General features: G+C 56.6%; 17 protein-coding genes. 6 read left to right on the forward strand and 11 right to left on the reverse strand.

Annotation, left to right across the window (positions count from 1 at the left end):
- Nucleotides 1-37 precede the first annotated feature (37 nt).
- Nucleotides 38-847 (reverse strand): 2,5-didehydrogluconate reductase DkgB, encoded by an 810-nt coding sequence (dkgB, locus tag KO116_RS16625; RefSeq protein ID WP_035559214.1) that lies wholly within the window; start codon nucleotides 845-847, stop codon nucleotides 38-40.
- 102 nt (nucleotides 848-949) lie between these two features.
- On the opposite strand from dkgB, the gene KO116_RS16630 reads away from it, so the two are divergent.
- The gene (locus tag KO116_RS16630; protein WP_045812158.1) at nucleotides 950-2,209 is read left to right on the forward strand and encodes an MFS transporter; all 1,260 of its coding nucleotides are present in this window, start codon (nucleotides 950-952) and stop codon (nucleotides 2,207-2,209) included.
- An 18-nt stretch (nucleotides 2,210-2,227) separates the two neighbouring features.
- Here the strand turns inward: KO116_RS16630 and KO116_RS16635 are convergent, their stop codons facing one another.
- Genes KO116_RS16635 through KO116_RS16645 form a run of 3 tightly spaced genes read right to left on the reverse strand, consistent with a single transcriptional unit; the run spans nucleotide 2,228 to nucleotide 7,523 of the window.
- On the reverse strand, nucleotides 2,228-3,949 hold the full coding sequence (locus KO116_RS16635) for a bifunctional protein-serine/threonine kinase/phosphatase (RefSeq protein ID WP_035559211.1): 1,722 nt from the start codon (nucleotides 3,947-3,949) through the stop codon (nucleotides 2,228-2,230).
- Nucleotides 3,950-3,952: 3 nt separating this feature from the next.
- Nucleotides 3,953-4,849 carry a uroporphyrinogen-III C-methyltransferase gene (cobA, locus tag KO116_RS16640; protein WP_035559209.1) on the reverse strand — a complete coding sequence of 299 codons (897 nt, stop codon included), beginning with the start codon at nucleotides 4,847-4,849 and terminating at the stop codon, nucleotides 3,953-3,955.
- The gene (locus tag KO116_RS16645) at nucleotides 4,809-7,523 is read right to left on the reverse strand and encodes a nitrate reductase (RefSeq protein ID WP_035559206.1); all 2,715 of its coding nucleotides are present in this window, start codon (nucleotides 7,521-7,523) and stop codon (nucleotides 4,809-4,811) included. The genes cobA and KO116_RS16645 overlap by 41 nt, the downstream gene beginning before the upstream one ends.
- Before the next feature lie 749 nt (nucleotides 7,524-8,272).
- Between KO116_RS16645 and KO116_RS16650 the strand changes: the two genes are divergently transcribed.
- Genes KO116_RS16650 through nirD form a run of 3 tightly spaced genes read left to right on the forward strand, consistent with a single transcriptional unit; the run spans nucleotide 8,273 to nucleotide 12,559 of the window.
- Nucleotides 8,273-9,592 carry an NAD(P)/FAD-dependent oxidoreductase gene (locus KO116_RS16650; protein WP_035559203.1) on the forward strand — a complete coding sequence of 440 codons (1,320 nt, stop codon included), beginning with the start codon at nucleotides 8,273-8,275 and terminating at the stop codon, nucleotides 9,590-9,592.
- Nucleotides 9,592-12,114: a nitrite reductase large subunit NirB gene (gene nirB, locus KO116_RS16655; protein WP_035559201.1), complete on the forward strand. Its 2,523-nt coding sequence runs from the start codon at nucleotides 9,592-9,594 to the stop codon at nucleotides 12,112-12,114. The genes KO116_RS16650 and nirB overlap by 1 nt, the downstream gene beginning before the upstream one ends.
- A gap of 40 nt (nucleotides 12,115-12,154) precedes the next feature.
- Entirely contained in the window at nucleotides 12,155-12,559 is a 405-nt protein-coding gene (nirD, locus tag KO116_RS16660; protein ID WP_035559198.1) for a nitrite reductase small subunit NirD, read from the forward strand.
- Between the two features lie 110 nt (nucleotides 12,560-12,669).
- Here nirD and KO116_RS16665 read toward each other — a convergent pair whose 3' ends face one another.
- On the reverse strand, nucleotides 12,670-13,506 hold the full coding sequence (locus KO116_RS16665; protein WP_035559195.1) for an alpha/beta fold hydrolase: 837 nt from the start codon (nucleotides 13,504-13,506) through the stop codon (nucleotides 12,670-12,672).
- Between the two features lie 209 nt (nucleotides 13,507-13,715).
- On the opposite strand from KO116_RS16665, the gene KO116_RS16670 reads away from it, so the two are divergent.
- The gene (locus tag KO116_RS16670) at nucleotides 13,716-14,645 is read left to right on the forward strand and encodes a cation diffusion facilitator family transporter (protein ID WP_035559658.1); all 930 of its coding nucleotides are present in this window, start codon (nucleotides 13,716-13,718) and stop codon (nucleotides 14,643-14,645) included.
- A gap of 16 nt (nucleotides 14,646-14,661) precedes the next feature.
- Here KO116_RS16670 and KO116_RS16675 read toward each other — a convergent pair whose 3' ends face one another.
- Nucleotides 14,662-15,822: an MFS transporter gene (locus KO116_RS16675; RefSeq protein WP_035559192.1), complete on the reverse strand. Its 1,161-nt coding sequence runs from the start codon at nucleotides 15,820-15,822 to the stop codon at nucleotides 14,662-14,664.
- 137 nt (nucleotides 15,823-15,959) lie between these two features.
- On the opposite strand from KO116_RS16675, the gene KO116_RS16680 reads away from it, so the two are divergent.
- Entirely contained in the window at nucleotides 15,960-17,348 is a 1,389-nt protein-coding gene (locus tag KO116_RS16680; RefSeq protein ID WP_035559183.1) for an aminotransferase-like domain-containing protein, read from the forward strand.
- A gap of 2 nt (nucleotides 17,349-17,350) precedes the next feature.
- Here the strand turns inward: KO116_RS16680 and KO116_RS16685 are convergent, their stop codons facing one another.
- From KO116_RS16685 to KO116_RS16705, 5 genes are all read right to left on the reverse strand, one after another.
- Entirely contained in the window at nucleotides 17,351-18,841 is a 1,491-nt protein-coding gene (locus KO116_RS16685) for an alanine/glycine:cation symporter family protein (RefSeq protein ID WP_035559181.1), read from the reverse strand.
- A 184-nt stretch (nucleotides 18,842-19,025) separates the two neighbouring features.
- Nucleotides 19,026-20,042 (reverse strand): Ldh family oxidoreductase, encoded by a 1,017-nt coding sequence (locus KO116_RS16690; RefSeq protein WP_035559180.1) that lies wholly within the window; start codon nucleotides 20,040-20,042, stop codon nucleotides 19,026-19,028.
- 119 nt (nucleotides 20,043-20,161) lie between these two features.
- The gene (locus KO116_RS16695) at nucleotides 20,162-21,736 is read right to left on the reverse strand and encodes an aldehyde dehydrogenase (NADP(+)) (RefSeq protein WP_035559177.1); all 1,575 of its coding nucleotides are present in this window, start codon (nucleotides 21,734-21,736) and stop codon (nucleotides 20,162-20,164) included.
- 28 nt (nucleotides 21,737-21,764) lie between these two features.
- Nucleotides 21,765-22,520 (reverse strand): FadR/GntR family transcriptional regulator, encoded by a 756-nt coding sequence (locus tag KO116_RS16700; protein WP_035559175.1) that lies wholly within the window; start codon nucleotides 22,518-22,520, stop codon nucleotides 21,765-21,767.
- Between the two features lie 66 nt (nucleotides 22,521-22,586).
- Nucleotides 22,587-23,387, reverse strand: coding sequence for an NAD-dependent epimerase/dehydratase family protein (locus tag KO116_RS16705; protein ID WP_035559174.1), 801 nt, complete (start codon nucleotides 23,385-23,387; stop codon nucleotides 22,587-22,589).
- Nucleotides 23,388-23,397: the final 10 nt, after the last annotated feature.

Consider the following 23,397-nt stretch of genomic DNA (forward strand, 5'->3'; position numbering starts at 1 on the left):
TCACTTTCAGCGTTCCAAGTGTGCTTACTCCTTTCCCTTACTCATCCCAGTCAGGCGCAATCTCTGGGTTGGCAATGCGCTCATTACGATCCAGCTTGGCGATTTCAGCCATTTCGCTATCGCTTAAGACTAAATCAAAGGCCGCCATATTGCTTTGGATATTACGCGCTTTCGTGGATGAAGGAATCGTTACCATATTGCGTTGTTTAACCCAAGCGAGGGTGATTTGCGCCGGGGTCACACCATGCGTATCGGCAATCTGTTTAAGGGTCGGGTCGTCCATCACCTTGCCGACAGCTAGCGGCATAAACGCAGTCACCTGAATTCCGTGCTGCTCGCAATGCTCAGCTAACGTGCGGTTTTGCAGGAAAGGATGAACCTCAATCTGATTGGTGAGGATTTCACCTTTGCCCAGAATACTGACCGCTTCATCTACCTGTGAACAGGTAAAGTTGGAAATACCAATGTTCCGCGCCTTGCCTTCCGCTTTGACCTCTTTCAAGGCAGTCAGGTAATCAGCCATCGGCACTTCATCCTTGGGCGATGGCCAGTGGATCAGCAGTAGGTCAACATAGTCGGTGCCCAATTTCTGCAGGCTTTCGTCCACGCTGGCTTTCAGCCTTGCCGGTTCAAGATTATCAAACCACACCTTGGTGGTCAGAAAGATGTCGCTGCGCGGTACGCTGCTGTCGCGAATTGCCTCCCCTACGCCAGCTTCATTACCATAAAACTGGGCGGTATCAATGTGCCGGTACCCCGCCTCAAGCGCCGCATGAATACTCTGCTTGAGCGTCTCGCCTTCCAGGCGAAAGGTACCGAAACCAGGGTTAGGCATTACATTTTGCATCATTAACGTCCTTTTCTATTGATAGCGTGTTAACTAACATGGGGTGGCAACCGCTTTACTTCAACCCTTTGCTATTGAAACCTCGCCCATCATGAAGACGCCATGACCTCCTCTACCGACGCGCTAGCTTCTCCTTCAACACCTTTATTGCCGCTACACCGCCAATCGGGCTTTTTGAGCTTTTTACTTTCCCGCTTGGCGGCCGTCTTTGCCATGCAGATTCAAGCTATCGTGGTAGCTTGGCAGGTTTACGATATCACCCGCGACCCCATGGCCCTGGCGTATGTCGGCCTGGCCCAGTTTCTGCCCATGGTGCTGCTTCTGCTGCCCGCGGGAGATGTCGTTGACCGCTTCTCGCGCAAGCGCATCCTGCAGCTTAGCTGGGGAGTACAAGGGCTATGTAGCGCGCTACTGCTCACGCTTTCACTCAACGGTAGCCAAAATGTGGCTGGATTTTACGCGGTGCTGGCGTTGTTTGGAGCTGCGCGTGCCTTTACTGGCCCTGCCCTGCAGAGTTTGCTGCCCAATATCGTGCCCCGCGCACAGCTTGCCTCGGCCATTGCCTTGAATAGCTCGATTATGAAAATCGCCGTGATCGCCGGCCCGCTATTAGGCGGTATTCTGTATGGCTTGGGCGGTGGCAGCCTCGCCTACAGCGTATGTTTAGGCTGTTTTATGGCCGCACTGATACTGCTGCTCCCGGTGCCGATTCGCTACGTTGAAACCGCCAAAGCGCTGGAAAGCACCGCCGTGAAGCGCTTCACCGCAGGTATTCGCTATATCCGCCATCAGCCGATTATACTGGGCGCCATTTCTCTCGACCTGTTCGCGGTGCTGCTAGGCGGTGTCGTGGCACTGCTACCCATCTATGCTCAGGAGGTGCTCCACGTTGGCCCGGAAGGGCTGGGCGCACTACGCAGCGCCATTGCGGTCGGCGCACTATTGATGGGGTTGTATCTGGGGATAAAGGGCATCAAACGCCGTGCTGGCTTGGTCATGTTTATGGCGGTGGCCATTTTCGGTATTGCCAACCTGGTGTTCGCCTTTTCGACGTTTTTTTGGCTCTCAATGATAGCCATGTTAGTGGCGGGTGCCGCCGATATGATTAGCGTCTATGTACGCATGACGCTGATCCAACTTGCCACCCCCGATGAGATGCGCGGGCGGGTGAATGCGGTCAATATGCTGTTTATCGGCTCCAGCAATGAGCTAGGTGAGTTTCGTGCAGGCAGTATGGCGGCAGGATTGGGTGCCGTACCTGCGGCCGTTATTGGCGGTGTCGGTACACTAGCCGTGGTCGGCGCCTGGATGAAACTTTTCCCGACGTTACGCCGGGTTGACCGTTTTGACGATGCGCGCTGACCATACCTGTATCGCTCATCAGCGCAGCAGCAGGGCAATGACCGTAATCGCCAGCGTCAGCGATACACCTTTCCAGAACAGTACCGGGTCACGTTCTAACAGTGGTAACTGGGCGCGTTTAAGCATGACAGAGCTTGGCGAGCGCAGCTCAAAGATAAACTCCGACAGCGCTGGGTAGCGTTTGTGAGGGTTGGGGTGCAAGGCTTTTTTGAGCACCTCATCCACCCAGGCGGGCAGTTCACGGTTTTCGCTGAGTGCCGATTGATAGGCAAGTTTATGCTGTGCCGCCCGAGTGCGGGTTTTAGCCACTTCGGTACCATAGGGCAACGTGCCGGTTAGCATCTGATAGGTGATAACGGCGAGGGAGTATTGATCCGCACGCGGCGACCCACCTTCGCCCAGAAAATACTCCGGTGCGGTGTACTGGGCGGTGCCTAAAATATCGCCGCCAGCAAGGTCTTCGCCCGCTGCTTCGGCGATGCCAGCCACTTTGGCGGCGCCAAAATCGATCAGTTTTATTGTGCCATGATTATCGATCATGACGTTGTCGGGGCGTAAATCCTGGTGGAGCATTTCCAGGCGATGGAAAGCGCGAAGGCCTTTAGCGATCTGCTCAATGATAGGTCTTACAGTGGCTAAGTCGGCGTTGGGGTGATCGCGCATCCACTGGGTCAGGGTGTGCCCTTCGATATATGCCAGCACCGTATAAAGGTAGTGCCGAGGGCGTTCTTGCGCGGGGGCTTTTAGCACGTGGGCATTGTCGATTCGGCGGGCAATCCACTCTTCGCGCACAAACCGCTCGATGCTTGCCGGGTCTTGGCTTAGCTCGGTGGAAAGGGTCTTCAGCGCCACTTTATGGCCACTTGCTATCTCTTCTGCCAAGAAGACATGGCTGCGACTGCTGGCATGCAGTTGGCGCACGATACGGTAGCCGTCCAGCTCGCTTCCTGCGCGCAGTTCCGGCGGCTGGGGTAGCGCACCAAGTGCTGCATAAAGCTCATCTGCAAGGCCGTCGGGCAGTGTCTCAATGCGCACAATCTGCACCGTCAGATTATCATCGCTACCGTTCTCGATTGCCGCGGTAATCATCGCCTCGGCGGCGGCGTCCAGGTCGCTCCAGTGGGCATGAATCAGTTCCGCCATTTCGGTCGCTCTCAGCCACTCATAAACCCCATCGGTGGCGAGCACAAACACATCGCCTGCACTAAGCGATACCGCACGATAATCCAGCTCCAGATGCTGACCAGCGCCCATGGCGCGGCTTAAATGACTCACTTCCCGTGACGCCCAGAAGCGGTGATCCTCGGTCAACGGCTCCAGCGTATTGCCCGCCAGCTGGTAGATACGGCTATCGCCGACATGAAATAGATGCGCAGTGGTGGACTTGATCACCATCGCACTCAAGGTACATACATAGCCGCGATCCAGGTTGTAGCGGTACTGGCTTTGTCGGGTTTGGGCGTAAAGCCATGCGTTGGTGGCCTGCAGTACACGCTGGGCTGAGGTTTTCACCGCCCAGGTGGCCGGGGTGGCGTAGTAGTCCATCAGAAAGCCGCCCACCGCTGCTTCACTTGCCTCTCGGCTCACCTCGCTGCTGCTGATCCCATCCGCCAACGCGATCGCGATGCCTTTGGTGGCGCGCTGGGATGCATTGGGCAGGTAAGCGCCATAAAAATCCTGATTGCTTGGTTTGCGCCCTTTATCAGAGTGCTGGCCGAGCGAAATGGTCAGCGCTGCCATCGGCTAACGAGCACCTTCGCTGGAATGACCTACGGCGGCTAGCTCAACGGGCGATGTGGCGACCCTTTGCACCACGCTGCCCACCACAATCAAACAGGGTGACGGTAAGGGAGTTGCGGCGAGTTTTTCGGGCATATCCGCCAGCGAGCCTACCAGCGACTGCTGTTCACTCTGGCTGGCGTTAGCCACCAGCATGATCGGCCACTCATCCGGCAGGCCTGCCTGGCGTAGGCCGTGGCAAATTGCACTCACTTTTGAAAGCCCCATATAAAACACCAGGGTTTCATCCTTGCGCGCCAGCGATGCCCAATCCGGTGTACCGTCTTCGCGGCAGAGCTGGGCAGTCACAAAGCGCAGTTGCTGCGCATGGCCACGATCGGTGAGCGGAATACCCATACAGGCAGCGGCGGCAGAAGCGGCGGTAATCCCCGGCACAATGGCCGCAGGCATCTGGGCGGCGGCCAGGGCATCCAGCTCTTCGCCCATTCGCGCAAACACCGCTGGGTCGCCGCCCTTCAGACGCACCACCGATTTACCTTCGCCAGCGAGTTTTACCATCAGCGCGCCGATCTCAGCTTGGGGTACGCTGTGATGGCCGCGGGCTTTGCCAACGTAGTAGCGCTCGCTGCCGCTAGGAATCAGCGCCAGCACGTCATCACCTACCAAGCGGTCATACACCACGGCGTCCGCCTGCATAAGTAAGCGTGCAGCCTTGAGGGTTAACAGTTCTGCATCGCCGCTGCCCGCGCCGACCAGGTAAACCTGTCCGGCGCGGCACTCGCCGCGCAGTGGCAAACGTATGTCTGCAGCATGCTGAACCAACGGCGTTAGCGCGCGGTGCGATAACCGCATAAAGGCGTTAAACCACTTCTGTAGTAAGGGGTTGCTTAGTGCGGGCATTGGGCCGCTCCTCTTCAATCAGTGATTTCAATTCGGGAATACAGCTACCGCACTGGGTGCCGCAAGCGAGTCTGGCGCCCAACGCTTCTACGCTGGTGTCGCCCTCGCGGATAGCGTTGACGATGGTAGTTTGGCCCACCTGGTGGCAACTGCACACCACCGGGCCAGTATCCGCGGCGCCGTCGTCGCAGCCGGCTAATAGGCGGCGACGATGGGTATCGCTCAGCGCCGCCTCGTTAAAACGCGCTTCCAGCCACGCTAACCCTGGCAACTCGTTGGGCGGGCCAACCATCAGCCACCAGCACAGCTTGCCATTTTCCACACAGGCGGCACGCAGCCGTCCGTTAGTGGGGTCTTGGCTGACCACCGCCACTTCCCCAGGCAGCCACTCTTTCAACTGCGCCAACCAATCGTTAACCGACTGTGTATGGGCAAGTTGCCAGCGCTGGCAGCCGCGCATAGGTATGCGTGTCCAATAGACACTGGTACACCACGGCGTCAACTCAGTGGCGCCATCGGCGACCAGCAGAGTGGCCTGCCACTCAGTGGCAAGCGGGGCCAACGCCACGGCACCGTGCTTTGATTCCGGCTGCCCGGAGAGCGGGTCTGTAATGCCGCCGATCAGCGCGCTACTTCTGGCCTGCTGGGTAAAACAGTCAGTCCAGTGGATAGGCACAAAAACTTCGCCGCGGCGTTGGGCATTGGACACCCGCACCCGAGCCCGAAACTCACCCTTCGCTGCGCTTAGCACCGCCAAGCCTTGATCCACCACACTGGCGGCCTGAGCGTCATCAGGATGCACGTCCATGAACGGCTCCGCACGGTGATTCATCAGCCTCGGGGCGCGCGCAGTACGGGTCATGGTGTGCCACTGATCACGGATTCGCCCTGTGTTTAAGCGCAACGGATAGGCGGCGCTGAGCGCTTGTTCAGGGCCCTGTGGCTTAATCGCCAACAGTTTGGCACGGCCATTGGCCGTGGCGAACTCGCCATCTTCAAACAAGCGCGCGGTTCCCTGCGGCGCTCGAGCCGTCACCGGCCACTGAACCGGCGCCAAGGCATCGTAGTCTTTCCGGCCCAGGCCCACCAAGCCCGAGATATCGAAAAGCCGCTTCGGGCTGCCGGCTAGCCCATTTTCAAATCCAGACAGCCGGGCGTGTTCATCGAATATTTCCCAGGGGTGCGAGTAGTTAAACGCCTCGGCAAACCCCAGCCGTTTGGCCACTTCTGCGATGATCCACCAATCATGGCGAGCTTCCCCTGGGGGTGGCAGCAACCCCCGCTGGCGGGAGATGCGCCGCTCGGAGTTGGTCACGGTGCCATCTTTTTCTGACCACCCCGAGGCTGGCAGCACGATATCTGCATAAGGCAGCAAATCAGTATGGGCTGCACACTCAGAGACAATCACCAGCGGGCATTTTTCCAGCGCAGCGCGCACCCGCGCGGCATCGGGTAGGCTAATCGCGGGATTGGTGGCCATCACCCATAGCGCTTTTATCTCGCCACGCTCAATGGCTTCAAACAGCTCCACCGCTTTATAACCCGGCCCTTCCGGCAGAATGGGCGTGAGATTATCGGTCGCCCAGAAACGGCTGACCAGATCAATGGCGCCGGGGGTGTGGTAATCCATATGCGCAGCTAGCTGGTTTGCCAGCCCACCTACTTCGCGCCCGCCCATGGCATTGGGTTGGCCGGTAATCGAGAACGGCCCTGCCCCCGGCAAACCGATTTTTCCGCCCGCCAGGTGGCAGTTAATAATCGCGTTGCATTTATCGGTGCCGCTGGCGGATTGGTTAACGCCCTGGGAATAGAGCGTGACCACATGCAGTTGGCTGGCAAACCAGTAGTAGAAGGTTTCCAGACGCTCAGGGTCGACATCGCAGGCAGCCGCTACTTCCGCCACCGACCCAGCGGTTTGTTGAGCTGCCGCCAGGGCCTCATCAAAGCCTTCGGTGTGACGCTCAAGATAGAGGATATCGAGCTTGCGACGCTTTGCCATCCACGCCAGCAGACCATTAAACAGAAAAGCATCGCTGCCCGGCTTAATCCCCAGGTAGAGGTCAGCGATTTCACAGCTATCGGTCACGCGCGGGTCGATGACGACCAAGCGCATCAGTGGGTTGCGCTCTTTAGCGACTTTAATGCGTTGATAAAGCACCGGATGGTTCCAGGCTAAGTTGGAACCCACCAACACGACCAACTCCGCCTCTTCCAAGTCTTCGTAGTTGCACGGCACCGCATCCGCGCCGAAGGCACGCTTGTAGCCAGCCACCGCGGAGGCCATGCACAGTCGCGAATTAGTATCTAAATGAGGCGTACCCAAAAAGCCTTTAAACAGCTTATTGGCCACATAGTAATCTTCAGTTAATAGCTGTCCCGACAGGTACGCCGCCACGCTGTGATTGCCATGCTCGGCCCGCAGGGCGTTTAAACGCTCAGCGGTGGTGTTCAATGCGGACTCCCAGGCAACCTCAACGCCATCTATACGCGGATGCGTCAGGCGGCCCTGCTCGCCCAACGTCTCATGTAGCGCAGAACCTTTAACACACAGCCGACCATAATTCGCAGGGTGCTCACGGTCGCCTTCTACTGCGCTCAGCGTGCCTGCTTCAATGGTCGCCGTCACGCCGCAGCCGACGCCGCAGTAGGGGCATGTGGTTTTGGCCTGAGTCATAGCTACTCCTCGGATTCCTCATTCGCGCCAGGCATAAAAAAACGCCCAGTCCCTTTCTCTAATGCGCTCTATAAACGCATTAAGAGAAGAGGGCTGGACGTCGTTGCCACAGCGCACCTTCTTCGGTGCAGTACTCTTTGCAGTAGTCTCTTCAAACAATCGAAGACTTACTAACAGCTACACATTTTCTAACGGCTAGTTGTTTTTCTAACGGCTTTGGAATTGTTCGCTGCCATCGCCAAACAATGAGCGCTTATTCCTTGTTAACTCACTTATTGCCTTAATAGCTGCAAGAGCCAAGCCGACAACCGGCCTACCGGAAATTAACTACTGAAAAACAAATAGTTAAAAAATAAAAGATCTTCACGCAACGCTCTTTTTGGCACTGTGGTCACGCTAAATGGCGTGTGAGAGTGCACACCACCTCCCTTTTCGCACCATCGCTGTGCAGCTTGCTCTAACAGCGATGCGACTGTTCTCCTACCATCATTTCCTAAACAACTGACGTGCTTGGATAAATAGTGATTAATAGCCAGTTGGCTAGTTCCTTGCTTTATACACGGTAAGGTTTTTAATCAGCTGGCAGCCAATGGCGGTTGCCGTGCGTTTAAAGCATAGATTTTAAACAACGCTATCGGGCAACGACGCCCCTGATGCTCCCTCTTTCTCCACATTGTGGAAAGGAAGGTGTGTTAGGGGCGTTTTTTGTTTGGTGCTCAAGAAGCCGCAAAGACACAGAGGAGCCACCCATGGAAACCACTTCCCGGTGCTCACACAATGATCATCTCAATGACCACCTGGTGATTATTGGCAACGGCATGGCCAGCCACCGCCTGATTGAGGCGTTGGTGAAACTACCCACGCGTCCTCAGCACATCACGGTGATTAGCGCTGAGCCAACTCCCGCTTATAACCGTATTCTGCTCTCGCCACTGCTGGCCGGCGAGATGACTCAAGATGCACTCACTCTGCGTGATGCTCAGTGGTACGAGGACCAGGGTGTCACGCTGATTCTTGGCGAAAAAGTCGACGCCCTTCATCGCGACCGCCGAACCGTGGTCACCGACACCGGCCGCACGCTGCCTTACGACCACCTAGTGCTTGCTACCGGCTCGCGCCCAGCAATGCCCGATGTACCTGGAATTGAGCTTGCGGGCGTGCACGGCTTTCGTGACTTGCAAGATGCTGATGCGCTGACCGACATCGCTCAACGCGGTGGTGAGGCAGTCGTGATTGGCGGCGGCCTGCTAGGCCTGGAAGCTGCCGAGGGGCTGCGTAAGCGCGGCAACGATATCAGCGTCAGCGTACTCCAGCGCAGTGAACGCTTAATGAATCGCCAGTTGGATACCACCGCCTCACACCTGCTTGAAAACGAACTGTCCCAGCGCGGCTTGAAGATTATTACCGGCGCCCAGTTAGCACGGCTTGAGGGCAACGCCCAAGGACAGGTCAGCAAGCTTCATCTTGATGATGGCCGCCAACTGGCTGCCACGAGCGTCATTGTTGCAGCGGGCATTACGCCTAACGCAGCACTTGGCCACCAGGCGGGCCTGACCACCGAGCGCGCTATCGTGGTGGATGAGTTTCTCACCACCAGCGACCCAGCGATTTCAGCACTGGGTGAGTGCTGCCAATTTGATGGCACTACGTACGGCTTGGTGGAACCGATCTGGCGTCAGGTGGAAGTACTCGCCGCCCGGCTAGGTGGCACACCTACCCTTGGCTACGCGGATGCTCCCAGCGCCACCAAACTCAAAATCAGCGGCGTGGCGCTCTATGCCTTTGGCCCCACCGAGGCCAGCGCCGAGCACGAAGTGCTGAATTACCACGACATTGAGCGCGGTGACTACCGCCGCCTGCTGCTGCGCGATGGCCAGATAGAAGGCGCGGTGCTTTACGGCGACACCAGCCAAGGCCCCTGGTACTTCGAGCAGGCGCTCGCAGGTACCGATCTCAACGCTTACCGCCACGCCCTGCTGTTTGGTGCCGCTGATGTTGAAGTACTCCAGACCAACATAGCGGAACAGCAGAGCGACACTCCCCATTTATCGACCTTAGAGGTGGCATAATGTCTAGCCCAAAAACGGCAACTCCCGAACAGCTTATTATTATCGGCAACGGCATGGTCGGCCACCACTTGGTCGAGCAGCTCGTCGATAACGGTGCCCTTGAGCGCTATCACGTCACCGTGTTTGGCGAAGAGCGCCACCGCGCCTACGACCGGGTGCACCTATCTGAATACTTCAGCGGCCGCGACGCCGATTCGCTCGCGCTTTGCGAAGCGGATTACTACGCCGTAAGCGGCGTGGAACTGCGCACTGGCGAGGCTGTAATCGAGATCGACCGCAACGCGCAAGAAGTGGTCACCGACCAAGGCCGTTACCCGTATGACCGCTTGGTGTTGGCCACCGGCTCCTTCCCCTTTGTGCCGCCGATTCCCGGCAACGACCGCGATGGATGCCTGGTTTACCGCACCCTGGACGACCTGGACGCCATTCAGGCCGCCGCCGAAAACGCTACCACCGGCGTGGTGGTGGGCGGTGGCCTACTCGGCTTGGAAGCGGCTAACGCCCTGCGCGGCTTAAACCTGGATACCGCCGTGGTGGAGTTCGCTTCACGCCTAATGCCCATGCAGGTGGATAATGAAGGCGGCGAGCTGCTGCGCGAAAAAATCGAAGCTCTGGGTGTACAGGTGCTCACTGAGCGCGCCACCCAGCGCATTGAAGATGGCGAGGCGAGCCGACACCGCATGGTCTTCCAGGACGACAAGGTGTTGGAAACCGACCTGATCGTGTTCTCGGCGGGCATTCGCCCCCGCGATCAACTAGCCCGTGACTGCGGTCTGGAGATTGGCGAACGCGGCGGCGTGGTAGTGGATAACCAGTGCCTCACCAACGACCCGGCCATTCTGGCGATTGGCGAAGTCGCACTATGGAACCAAAGCATTTTCGGCTTGGTGGCACCAGGCTACCAGATGGCCAAAACGGCGCTGTCGACGCTAACCGAAGGCGATATTCAGTTTGGCGGCGCCGATATGAGCACAAAGCTCAAGCTACTGGGCGTGGATGTGGGTTCGATTGGCGATGCTCACGGTAACCAGAACCCCGGCGCGCGGATGTTTCGCTACCTGGATCCCATCAAGCAGGAGTACCGCAAGCTGGTAGTCTCCAGCGATGGTAAAAAACTATTGGGCGCCATGCTGGTCGGCGACAACAGCGTTTACGACACGCTGCTGCAGTACTATTCCAACGGTATTGAGCTGCCCGCTGAACCCGCCTCGCTGATTCTGCCGCAAAGCAGCGGCGCCGCGCCAACGCTCGGCCCCGGTGCACTGCCCGAAACTGCCACCATCTGCTCTTGCCATAACGTCACCAAGGGCGACATTTGCGCCACGATTGACGGCGGTGCGGTAGATCTTGGTGGCGTCAAAGGCGCCACCAAGGCCAGCACCGGCTGCGGCGGCTGCACCGCGCTGCTTAAAAGCGTGGTGGATCACGAGCTGGAAGCCCGCGGCGTGGAAGTCGATAAATCGATTTGCGAGCACTTCGCCCATACCCGCCAGGGACTTTACGATATCGTCCGTGTAGAGGGCATTAAAACCTTCACCGACTTGATTGAAAAACACGGCAACGCCGACACCCACCGTCTGGGCTGCGACATCTGCAAACCCGCCGTGGCGTCCATTCTGGCCTCCTGCTTCAATGAGCCGATCACCGATGCGGCGCATATCCCGTTGCAGGATACCAACGACACCTTTATGGCTAACATGCAGAAAAACGGCACCTACTCGGTGGTGCCGCGTGTGGCTGGTGGCGAGATTACGCCCGACAAACTGATCGCCCTGGGCGAAGTGGCCAACAAATATAGCCTCTACTCCAAGGTGACGGGCGGCCAGCGTATCGACTTGTTCGGCGCGCGGCTGGAAGACCTGCCGGATATCTGGAGCGAGCTGATTGCCGCAGGCTTCGAGACCGGCCACGCCTACGGTAAATCGCTGCGTACGGTGAAATCTTGTGTGGGCAGCACTTGGTGCCGCTACGGCGTGCAGGACAGCGTTGGCATGGCGATCCAGCTGGAGAACCGCTACAAAGGCCTGCGTTCCCCTCACAAGATCAAATTCGGCGTTTCCGGCTGCACCCGCGAGTGCGCCGAGGCCCAGAGCAAAGATATTGGCATTATCGCCACCGAAAACGGCTGGAATTTGTACGTGTGCGGTAACGGCGGCATGCGCCCTCGCCACGCCGAACTGTTCGCTACCGACCTGGACGACGAGCAGCTCTACCGCACTATTGACCGCTTCTTAATGTTCTACGTGCGCACCGCCGACCGGCTGCAGCGCACCTCGGTATGGCGTGAAAATCTTGACGGCGGCCTGGAGTATCTTAAAGAGGTGATTCTGGAAGATAGCCTGGGTATCAACGACGAGCTGGAGCGTCAGATGCAAACCGTGGTGGACACCTACCAGTGCGAATGGGCCGACGCCATTAGCGACCCGGAAAAGCTCAAGCGCTTCCGCAGCTTCGTCAACGACGACCGTCCGGATCCGTCCATCATTATGACCAGTGAACGTGGCCAGCTTCGGCCTGCTTGATTGATGCGTTAACTGACTCTGAATAAAAACGAGGCAACTCATGACCGCAACGGCACTGAAAAAAGAGATGGATACCATGGCGGAACAAACCACCAAGACGTGGCAAAAGGTCTGCACCAAGGCCGATCTTGTCGAGTTTTCGGGCGTCGCCGCCTGGATTGAAACCGCCGATGGCCCCGCCCAAGTGGCTATTTTTTACTTGCCAGGGCTGAGACAAGGAAAGGATCACGAACTTTACGCCCTCGACCATTTTGATCCCTTCTCCAAGGCCAATGTGATCGCCCGCGGCATCGTTGGTGACCTTAAAGGTGCCGCCGTCGTCGCCTCGCCTATCTACAAGCAACACTTCCGTTTTGAAGATGGGCAGTGTTTGGAAGATGAGAGCGTCAAACTGCGCACCTGGAAGATCGAATTTAAAGGTAATGAGGTGTGGGTTGAGGGGTAACCACATTAATTAGCTTTGATAAATCGACAACGCCGCCTTCAGGGCGGCGTTGTCGTTAGTGGGAAGTAACTCTCAAACGTTATTCATCCAGATGCTTATTCATCCAAACCCTAATCATTCATAAACTGAATCAGCGCCTGATTAAACTCATCTGGGTGCGTGGCATTCAGGCCATGCGGACCACCCTTGATCACTTCCGTCTTCGCGTTGGGCAGTAGCTCCTGGGTTCGCTTGCCGCTGACCTCAAAGGGCACGATACCGTCTGCATCACCGTGCAGCACTAGCGTGGGGATATCGATCTTAGGCAAGTCTTTACGAAAATCGGTGTAGCTGAAGGCTTTGATGCAGTCGTAGGTCGCTTGGGGTGATGCAAAGGCGGCAATATCGCGATGGTACTGGCGGTTCGGTTCACTGATTAAATCGCTGCGCTCACCGGCAGCAAAGAAGTTCTTGGTAAACTCCTTCAGGAAGGCGATACGGTCACCTTTCACCCCCTCCAGAAACTGATTGATCGTCGCGTCATCCAGGCCACCTTCGGGGTTGTCGTCAGCTTTATACAGGTAAGGCGGCACAGCAGCGGCAAACACGGCTTTACTCACCCGGCCAGTGCCGTAGCTTGAGAGGTAGCGGGCCACTTCGCCGCCGCCCATGGAAAAGCCCACCAGGGTGGCATCGTGTAGATCCAGCGTGTCGATCAATTTTTTAAGGTCTGTTGCGAGCGTATCGTAGTCGTAGCCGCCATCGGCCTGCGTCGACCAACCAAATCCCCGGCGGTCATAGGTCACGACTTTATAGCCTGCCTCAACCAGCGCTGGCACCTGTTTTTCCCATGAACGACCACTAAGTGGCCAGCCATGAATGAGCACCACAGGCTTACCTGCCCCACGTACTTCGTAATAAAGCTCTACCGGCGTGCCCTGCTCCGTTCCTACGCTCAGCATTGGCATCGTCTCACCCTCCTGTTTGGCTTAACGTGAATCAAACAAATGTGCTCTAAGGTTAGTAGAACTAGCAGTGCTGTCCAAAGGAAGGCGTTGGGCAGTCTGGTCAGAAAGCAGGGCGAAAGACATCAGCACGGCGCCGTCGATAAGTCACTAACAAAATTGCTATGCTTAGCGGCTATTTATACGGTGTGCACTCTGGAGCAGAAACGTTTGTGAAGAAAGAATCGAGTACCTTGGCCTTCTCCGCTGTTATGGCGCTGCTCATTGGCTGTGCAGGCATCGTGGCCACGCTGGCCTCTAACTCTCAAGCGATCCTACTGGATGGGCTATTTAATCTGATCTATTTCAGCGTTGCCCTCGTGACCATTAAGGTCAGCAAGCTTGCCAGCCGCCCGGACAGCGAATCCTACCCTTTTGGCTATAGCTACTTCGAGTCGCTAGTCAATCTTTGCAAAGGGCTGCTGATTTTAGGCGTTTCCATTTTTGCACTGGTGGATGCTGTCGCCGCGCTACTAACAGGCGGTCGTGACATTGCCGCTGGGCTTGCCGTTATCTACGCCCTCTTTGCCACCGCGGCCTGCTCGCTTACCGCCTGGGTCATGCACCGCAGCCAGCGCCATGTCAGTAGCCCCCTGGTGGCAGCAGACAAACTCAACTGGCTGGTCAACAGCGTCATTTCTGCCGCCGTACTCGCGGCGTTTTGTTTGGTGATGCTGTTTGAACACCTGGGCTGGCTGGCCATTCTGCCCTACGTGGATGCGGTATTGGTGATTGCGGTGGTGGTGCTGTGTTTGGGCGTACCGGTGCGCATGGCTTCCCAAGCACTGCAGGAACTGCTTAACAAGACCCCGGAGGAGGCCATCGCAGCACCCGTCCGCCGCGCCGTTGCGAATGCCCTGGCGAGCACTGACACGCAAGAGGTGCGCGTGCGTATGGTTCGCCCTGGCCGCCTGCTGTATGTGATGGTGCATGTGGTATTGCCAGAGGAACCCAATTTGACCATCGTTCATCAAGATGCGCTGCGCGCACGGGTCGATGAAGAAGTGCGCCGTTACTATTCGCTGGTGGTGTGTGATGTAGTGTTTACCGCCAACACCCGCTGGGCCGCGCCCTCTTGCGGGCTGTTGGTCGAAAAAGGGTAGCTTAAGTGGTCGTCGATCACGTGAGCGCTCTGCGCAGCAAAGCGAACGCCGTGATCACACCGCCTAATAGCGCAAAACCAAACAGCGTTAGCGCCAGGGTATGCCCCACTGCATCAATAAGCGCCCCGGTCGTGATCACCGGGAGGCTGAAGCCAATATACGCCATCAAAAAATAGCCTGCGCTGGCCTCGGGCGCGGACGCATCGGCCGCTGCCAACACGCCACTCAACCCACCCAGGTAGATAAACCCATAGCAGGCGCTACTGGCGGCCACCGTACCCAGCAGCACCGCTGCTAGGTAGCCTTGAAGGGCTCCCCAGGCGATCAGCGCATAGGCAATCGGCAAAATCACCAGCCCCAGCAGCGTCGCCCTTCTTGGCGCGAACCGTCTTGCCCAGGGCTGAAACAGCACCCCACAGCTGCAAATCCCGAACGTGGCGAAGCCGCTCCAGGCGGCTAAACCGTGTCGCTGCAGGGCGGAAGGGAGTATCGCAATCACTAATCCCACCGTCGCCCAGGCCAGCAAAATAGCCAACCCAAAGGCAAATGCGCCCCGAGGGTAACTAGGCAGACGCAGCAGCGAGCGGTTAGTGTCACTCGGCGGGCTATCCTCCAATGTGGTGACCACCACTAGCGCCAGCACCGCGGCGACCAGGTAAATCCATAGGCTGGGCGGCGACACACTGGGGGTATGAAAAAGAAACAGGCTGGTGACCGCTGCTCCCAGGCCAAACCCAAGCGAGGTGCTGGCCGTCACGTAATTGGTGGCGAGGCGATTATCATCCCCATCCACGAGCAGTTGCATATACGCAGGCGCCACTGCCGACGTTAATCCCATGCTAATACCCAACAGGAAGCGGGCAACCCCTAGTGCCACTAGGTTGGGAGCTATCAAGATCATCGCCGTCGCCATCAGGCTTAACAGTAGTGCAGCAATGATCAATGGCTTGCGCCCCACCCGATCTGCCAAGCCATTTAAGCCCAGCAGCACCGGCAAGACACCCGCCACATAGCAAGCGAAGGCAAGCGTGGTTGCCCCTACCCCCAAGCCGTCGCGCGCCGCCAGTGCATCGTAGAGCGGCGCCTGTAAATTAACTGCCGTGGTAATCATGCACAGCGCAAAGGCCAGATAAACGGCGCTACGTTGGGTGATGGTTCGATTTAAAGCGCGGTTCATAGCGTTACCCTAAATAAGCCAATATTTGAACCACTAAGCTCCCACGCTTGCCGATCACCGGTAAGGTACACTTAACCACCACTTTCAAGACACTGTTCCGCCCTTTTCGAGAACAGTGCTGAGCCACAGGGTCAGCTATGAAGCTTAAGGTTAACCGCGACGCCCCCACACCCATTGCACAGCAGATTGAAGCCGGTATTCGCACCTGGATTGCCGCGCACGGTGCCGGTGGTGGCCGCCGTTTACCCTCTATTCGCCGCTTGGCCGCGACCCATCATATTAGCCGTAACGCGGTGATTGACGCCTATGAGCGCTTGGTGGCTGCCGGTTTGGTGCGCTCACGGCCCGGGTCAGGTTTTTATGTGGCGGATAGCGCGGCAGCCCTGGTATCGCAGCCAGCAGCTACGAGCGGATTGGAAGAGGTCACCAATGGCCTGTGGGGGCTTTTCAGTGCCAGTGAGCACACGCTTAAGCTGGGCTGCGGCTGGCTACCCAGCCACTGGCGCGAGGACGATGACCTGCCCCATGCCATTCGCCAGGTCGCGCGTAAAAGCCGCTCGGGAATTTTCGAGTACAGCACGCCGCAGGGGCCTGAAGAATTACGCCGCCTGATCCAAGAGCGTCTGCGCCCGCTAGCGATCAATGCCGACGCCCAGCAGATCGTGATGACCAGCGGCGGCAGCCATTCGCTGGATCTATTGGTAAGGATGCTGCTTGAACCGGGCGATGTGGTGTTCGTGGAATCACCGGGTTATTACAACCTGTTCGGCCTGCTGCACTTGCAGCGCATCCGCGTGATTGGCGTACCGCGATTGGCCGATGGGCCAGATATCGAACGCCTGGAAGCGTTACTGGCGAAGTACCAACCCAAACTGTTTTACATTAACAGCGTGTTTCATAACCCCACGGGCAGCACCCTCACCCCAGCGATTGCTCACCGGGTGTTGCAGCTCGCCGAACGACACGATTTTCAGATTATTGAAGACGATATCTACGCGGATTTTCAGCACGCACCGACGACACGCCTTGCCGCTTTAGATGGCTTGAATCGGGTGCTCTACCTTGGCAGCTTCTCAAAAAGCCTCTCCTCTTCGCTGCGGGTAGGCTTTATCGCCTCACCCCCCTCTCTGATGCAGCGGTTGGTCGATATCAAGATGCTGACCAGCATTTCTGCGTCGCGCTTTGCGGAGCAAGTGGTCACTACCATGTTACAGAACGGCAGTTATCGAAAGCTGACCGAGCGGCTGCGCACCAAGCTCGCCAATCAAATGGCGTTGGCGCTAAGTATTCTCAAAAAGTCGAACTGGGAGGTTTATACCGAACCGGCAGGAGGAATGTTTGTGTGGGCCAAGCCACCGGCCACCATCACGCCAGAGGCGCTGTCTGAGCTGGCTGACCGGTGCGAGGTAATGCTGTCACCAGGCCATCTGTTCTTTGCGGATCATCAACCAACCCCCTGGCTCCGGCTAAACGTTGCCTATATGCAGGATCCCAGGGCGAAGGCGTTTATTGATGCAGTTCGTTGAACCTACCCTTCCTTAACCTCTTTCACTGGCCATACATCCGCATCCACAAGCTCTGGGCGTTTCAGTATGACAGGGTCAAATATCGGTTCTTTAATACCGTCACGGCGCTGGCGCTCATAGTCTTTCAGCACGGCTACGGCAATTGGCCCCATGATGAGTATCGCAAACAGGTTGGTAGTCGCCATCAGCCCCATCGCAAGATCGGCAAAGTCCCAGACAACACTCAGTTCAGCCACCGAGCCGAGCAGCACCATGACGATCACAATCACCTTGAACACGCCCACCGCTTTTGCGGCGTGACGGCGGAACAGGAATTCGATATTCACCGCTGAGAACGAGAAGTTGGCCAAGATTGAGGTAAAGGCAAAAAACAAAATCGCCAGCGCAATGAATATCTCACCAAACCCGCCTAGATGATCCACCATGGCATCCTGGGTCAGTTGAATACCTTCAATACTATCGCCCGGCGACTCCGACATCAGCCGCTCATAAACACCAGAAAGCAGAATCACTACCGCGGTGCAGCTACAAATCACGATGGTATCGACGAACACCCCGAAAGACTGCACTAAGCCTTGGGCCGCCGGGTGCTTGACGGTCGCCTGGGCCGCCGCATTCGGGGTGGAACCCATGCCCGCTTCATTGGAGAACAGGCCACGCTTGACGCCGTTTTCCATCGCCGCTTTGATCGCATAGCCAGCTGCACCGCCTACCGCTGGGCCAAGCCCAAAAGCACTCATCACAATCAACGAGAGCATGTCAGGCACGGCAGAAAGGTTAGTCACCAGAATCCATAGCGCCACGAGCAGATAAGCAATCGCCATCGCTGGCACAATTTTCTCAGCGGTACGCGCTACCGACTTGAGGCCACCATAAATAACAAAACCTGCCAAGATGGCAATCACGACGCCCGTCAGCCAATTGGGAATGCCAAAGGCGCCATTCATCCCTTGCGCGATAGTATTGGATTGCGCCGCGTTAAACGCCAAGCCATAAGCAATAATCAGAAACACTGCGAACAGCGCGCCTAACCAGCGCCACCCCAGGCAGCGTTCAATATAGTAAGCCGGCCCGCCACGGAATACGCCATCCTCGTTGCGATGCTTATAGACCTGGGCCAAGGTCGACTCGATAAACGCGGTGGCAAAACCCAGCAGCGCGGTCACCCACATCCAGAAAATCGCCCCCGGCCCGCCAATCCAGAGCGCCAGAGCCACACCGGCTAGATTACCGGTACCGACCCGCGCTGCCATCGACGTCGCAAAGGCCTGAAAGCCACTGATACCATCCCCAGCCCCGCGGGCAGTGAATGTCACATACGCCATGTGCCTGAACAGACGAAACTGCATCCCCTTGGTCATAATGGTGAACAGCAGGCCAGCGCCTAGCAGTAGATAGACAAGAATGTAGCTCCAAATAAAGTTACTGACAGGCATCATGATGGCATAGAGACCATCGCGCAGCGGGGCAATGAGTAATTCGAGGGTCTCCATGGGAATGCTCTCCAGTTAGCGTTTGTTCACACCCGGGTTACCAGAAAATCCAGGAAGTACCCTAGCCCGAGGTGTTGAAATGGCCGCCGAAAACACGACGCCCCCCCCGATTCTAGCCAGTTTTTGTAGCAGCCCCAAAAAACGCCTTAAAAAACCTCGCAGCTTACCCTTAATGATTGCGACGTTAGCTACTCGCTAATGCCTTGAGCTCGTCATACAACACCTGAGGGAAAGTGATGCCATTTACTTGGCTTCGCTCTCTTGCCTCAAAGCGGCGCTGAGAAGGCAAGCGTGCACCTTGGCCCAGAATGCTCTCGAAAAGGACTTCAGCGTGGTTGAGGTGGCCCTCTGCGCCCTTGCCCAGAAAAGCCTCAGGTGACATCGCGATAATCAGCTCGCCATGAAAGGGTTTGCCGGTTTTTTCGGCATTCGCCGCCTGGGTTTCATGGCCTAGCAGATCACCAATCAGCGGGCCTGCCAATAGCTCCACCATGGTGGAAAGCGCAGAGCCTTTATAGCTGCCAAAAGTCAACATGGCGCCAGCGAGGGCTGCCACAGGGTCAGTCGTCGAGTTTCCCTCATCATCCATCGCCCACCCTTCAGGAATCGATTTACCCGCACGCCGATGTAGCTCTATCTCGCCACGGGCGACCACGCTGGTGGCAAAATCAAACGTATAGGGTGTCTTCCCTGGGCGAGGCCAGGAAAAGGCAATGGGATTGGTACCAAAAAGGGGCGAAGTACCACCCGCCGGAGCAACAAAAGCATGGCTTGGGGTCATGGCTAACGCCACAAGCCCCTCTGCTGAAAGTGCTTCAACTTCGGGCCACAGTGCTGAGAAATGGAAGCTATTATTAATGGCAAGCGCCGCAATCCCATTGTGTCTAGCTTTTTCGATTAGGTAGGGCTTACCCCTTTCAAACGACAGCAGCGAGCAGCCCTTATTAGCGTTAACTTTGACGACACTTGTTGCTTGGTCAGTGATAGTCGGCTCGGCTTGGGTATCAACCCCGTCATTCAAGGCGGTTTGGACACACCCAATCAGCCGGTATAAACCGTGGGAATGGCACTCATCACGCTGGGCCGCTATGACGCTGCGGGTAATCGCGTCGGCGTGGGTTTGGCTAAAGCCATTATGGGTAAGCACTTTGTTACTCAGCGCTTCGGCTTCTTGTAGAGAAATAGTAATAGCATCACTCATAGCATCACCTTACACACTCTTGTTGTTACTTCTTTATTTACAACCGCCTTTAAAAACCGCACTAAAAAAGCAGGCAATGAATGCCTGCTTGTGGAATGCGCGATAATGACAGCTATTTTTTAAAGTTCGCGTTTGCCGTCGACTAGCCGCGAAACCTTCAGCGGATTACCCTCTTTAAGCGCGTCCGGCAGCAAGCCTTCTGGTAATGACTGGTAGCATACTGGCCGTAGGAAACGGTGAATGGCCGCCGAACCTACCGAGGTAGTACGCGAATCAGACGTTGCTGGGAACGGCCCGCCGTGCACCATGGCATGGCAAACTTCGACCCCGGTGGGCCAGCCATTGGCGAGAATACGGCCTGCTTTACGCTCAAGCGTCGGCAGCAGTGCTTTAGCAGCCTCGATATCCGCATCATCCATATGCAGCGTAACGGTGAGCTGGCCTTCTAGCTGCTCAGCGACGCGCTTAACCTCAGCCGCATCGGCACATTCAACCACCAATGAACTGGCACCGAACACCTCGGCTTGCAGCGCTTTTGATGCAAGGAAATCGCTCGCAGAGGCGGCAAACAAACCGGTTTGGCACTGATAGGCGCTGCCAGTTTGGCCACGGGCGATTTCACGCACGTTGGCTGCGCCGCTCAGGCTGGAAACGCCCTCTTGATAGGCGCGATGAATACCCGGCGTCAGCATGGTCTGCGCGCCGCTGGCTGCCACTGCACCACGTGCCGCCTCAATGAACGCGTCAAGCTCTGGGCCTTTAATGGCGATAACCAGACCGGGGTTAGTGCAAAATTGCCCCGCGCCCATATTGAGCGAACCGACAAACGCTTCACCCAGTGCTTTACCACGCGATTTAAGGGCTTCCGGCAGCAAGAAGACGGGGTTAATGCTACTCATCTCAGCATAGACCGGAATCGGCTGGGGGCGTGCTTGGGCTGTTTTCATCAGCGCCATGCCGCCACTGCGCGAACCGGTAAAGCCCACCGCTTGAATACGCGGGTCATCGACCAGCGCCTGACCAATTTCATTACCGGCACCAAACAGCAGCGAGAAAACACCTTCCGGCAAATTGCAGGCTTTTACGGCTTTTTGAATCGCCTGCCCGACGAGCTCAGAGGTACCCGGGTGCGCCGAGTGGCCTTTCACCATGACCGGACAACCAGCGGCGAGCGCTGACGCGGTATCACCACCGGCCACCGAAAACGCCAGCGGGAAGTTGCTAGCACCGAATACCGCAACTGGGCCTAGGGCGATATGGCGCTGACGCAGATCCGCTCGCGGCAGTGGCTGGCGATCTGGCATTGCCGGATCGATACGTACATCTAACCACTCACCCGCACGTACGACCGAAGCAAACAGGCGCAGCTGCCCGCAGGTTCTGCCCCGCTCACCTTCGATCCGTGCTTGCGGCAGGCCGGTTTCGGCCATGGCGCGCTCAATCAGCTCGCTACCGATGGCTTCAATTTCACTGGCGATGGTCTCTAGAAACGTCGCCCGCTCTTCGAGGGGCGTTTCACGATAGGTGCCATAAGCTGCCTCGGCTAGTTCGCAGGCTTGCTCAACATGGGCCCGACTGCCACCCACATAAACGGGCTCTAGCTTTTCACCGGTGGCGGGGTTCACCGCTTGAATGTTGGCTTGGGTACCGGTCACTGCTTGTTGACCAATTAGCATTTCGCCTCGAATCGTCATAGGTCGCTCCTTATAGGGGTCAGTGATATCACTGTTCGCGATACTGGGCATACGTGTTGCGCGCCCGGTTGAGGTGCTGAAACATCGTTTCGCGGGCGGCTTGAGCATCGCGGGAAAGAATCGCTTCAAGTATGTAAGAGTGTTCTTCCTGCACTCGTTCTAAATAACGTTCAGAGGAGATCGGATTAATATCAATGCTTAACAGCTTGGCGCGAGGAATGACGCTCTGGCTCCACTGCTTATAAAAGGATTGAAAGAAGGGATTTTTGGTCGCTGTGGCAATCGCAAAATGGAAAAGATAATCTTCTTCGCGCGCTTGTGATTTGGCAGCGTACGTTTTACTAAACGCAGCGTGCTGCGCTTCGAGTCGCTGACGATCTTCATCATCGTAACGTAATGCTGCCAGCTCAGCCGCAGTGGGCTCTAGCGTTAAACGTAGCTCCAGCAAATGTAAGATATCTTCGACGGTGGTCGGATTAATGCGCTCAGCAGGCCGCGCCTCTACGGTAGATGAGCGCAGCACCGATGTGCCGACACCCCGTCGAGTCTCCACCAGCCCCAGCGATTTAAGGTGGGTAATCGCCTCGCGTATTACCGTGCGGCTAACGCCAAAGGAGTCACACAGGCTGTTCTCGGTGGGTAGTTTATCCCCCACCGCAACCTTGCCCTGAGTGATCAACGCTTCCAGCTGGTCAGCTACGTGAACGGACAAGCTGCCCTGCTGCGTCACTTTGCTTACTTGAAGCGGTTTTAGAGCAGATGCCGTTGCGCTAGGTTTGGCCATGAAAGCTGTCCTTCATTAATGCCTAAAGTTGTATTATATCGTACAACTCAGGACTTATAAGTACTATTAAACGTCGTCTGGGTGCCCTGATTTAGTAAATTTACCGCCTTGAAAACGTACAGCCAAATCCTTGCTATCAATGGTCCGATCAAGCTGCTCGGTCTCTTCCCGCCAAGGCTCTGAGCTGTCTTTAGGTGCCCAACCCAAAAAGCTGGCATGGGAGTTATCCCACCATTTTTCAGCATTATCCGATGCGCCGTAAATTACTGTATGCCCTAAACTCGGCGTCACAAAAGCACGCTGCAAAAGACTGACAAAATCCGCTAAGCTCAGCCACGTTGCCATCATGCGGGTATCAACAGGCTTATCGAAGCACGAGCCAATTCTCACGCTAAGCGTCTCTACACCAAACTTGTCGTGATAGAGGCTAGCGAGGTTTTCACCAAAGCATTTTGAAACGCCATAAAGGGAATCCGGCTTTTGAACTACCTGGGTATCGATACGCTGATGGCGCTCATAAAAACCGATGACGTGGTTGGAGCTGGCGAACACAATCCGCGGCTTCCCTTGTTTACGGGCCGCTTCATAAAGGTGATAAGTGCCCATGATATTGGCCTGCAAAATGGCCTCCCAGGGGCTTTCTACCGACATGCCGCCTAGGTGAACGATACCATCGCAGTCGCGCACCAGTTCTGAGACTGCTTGCATATCGCTAAGATCGGCTTGAACTAGCTCTTCACCTTCACCCGCCTCGCCTAATGGAGCCATATCAGATAAACGAACATGCTTGGCGAGTTTGGATAAATGAGGCCGCAAGCTGTTGCCCAGACCACCCGCCGCACCGGTAACTAAAAGTCGATTTAACATAAGAACTCCT

Source organism: Halomonas sp. KO116 (genome assembly GCF_000734975.2).
GTDB lineage: Bacteria > Pseudomonadota > Gammaproteobacteria > Pseudomonadales > Halomonadaceae > Vreelandella > Vreelandella glaciei.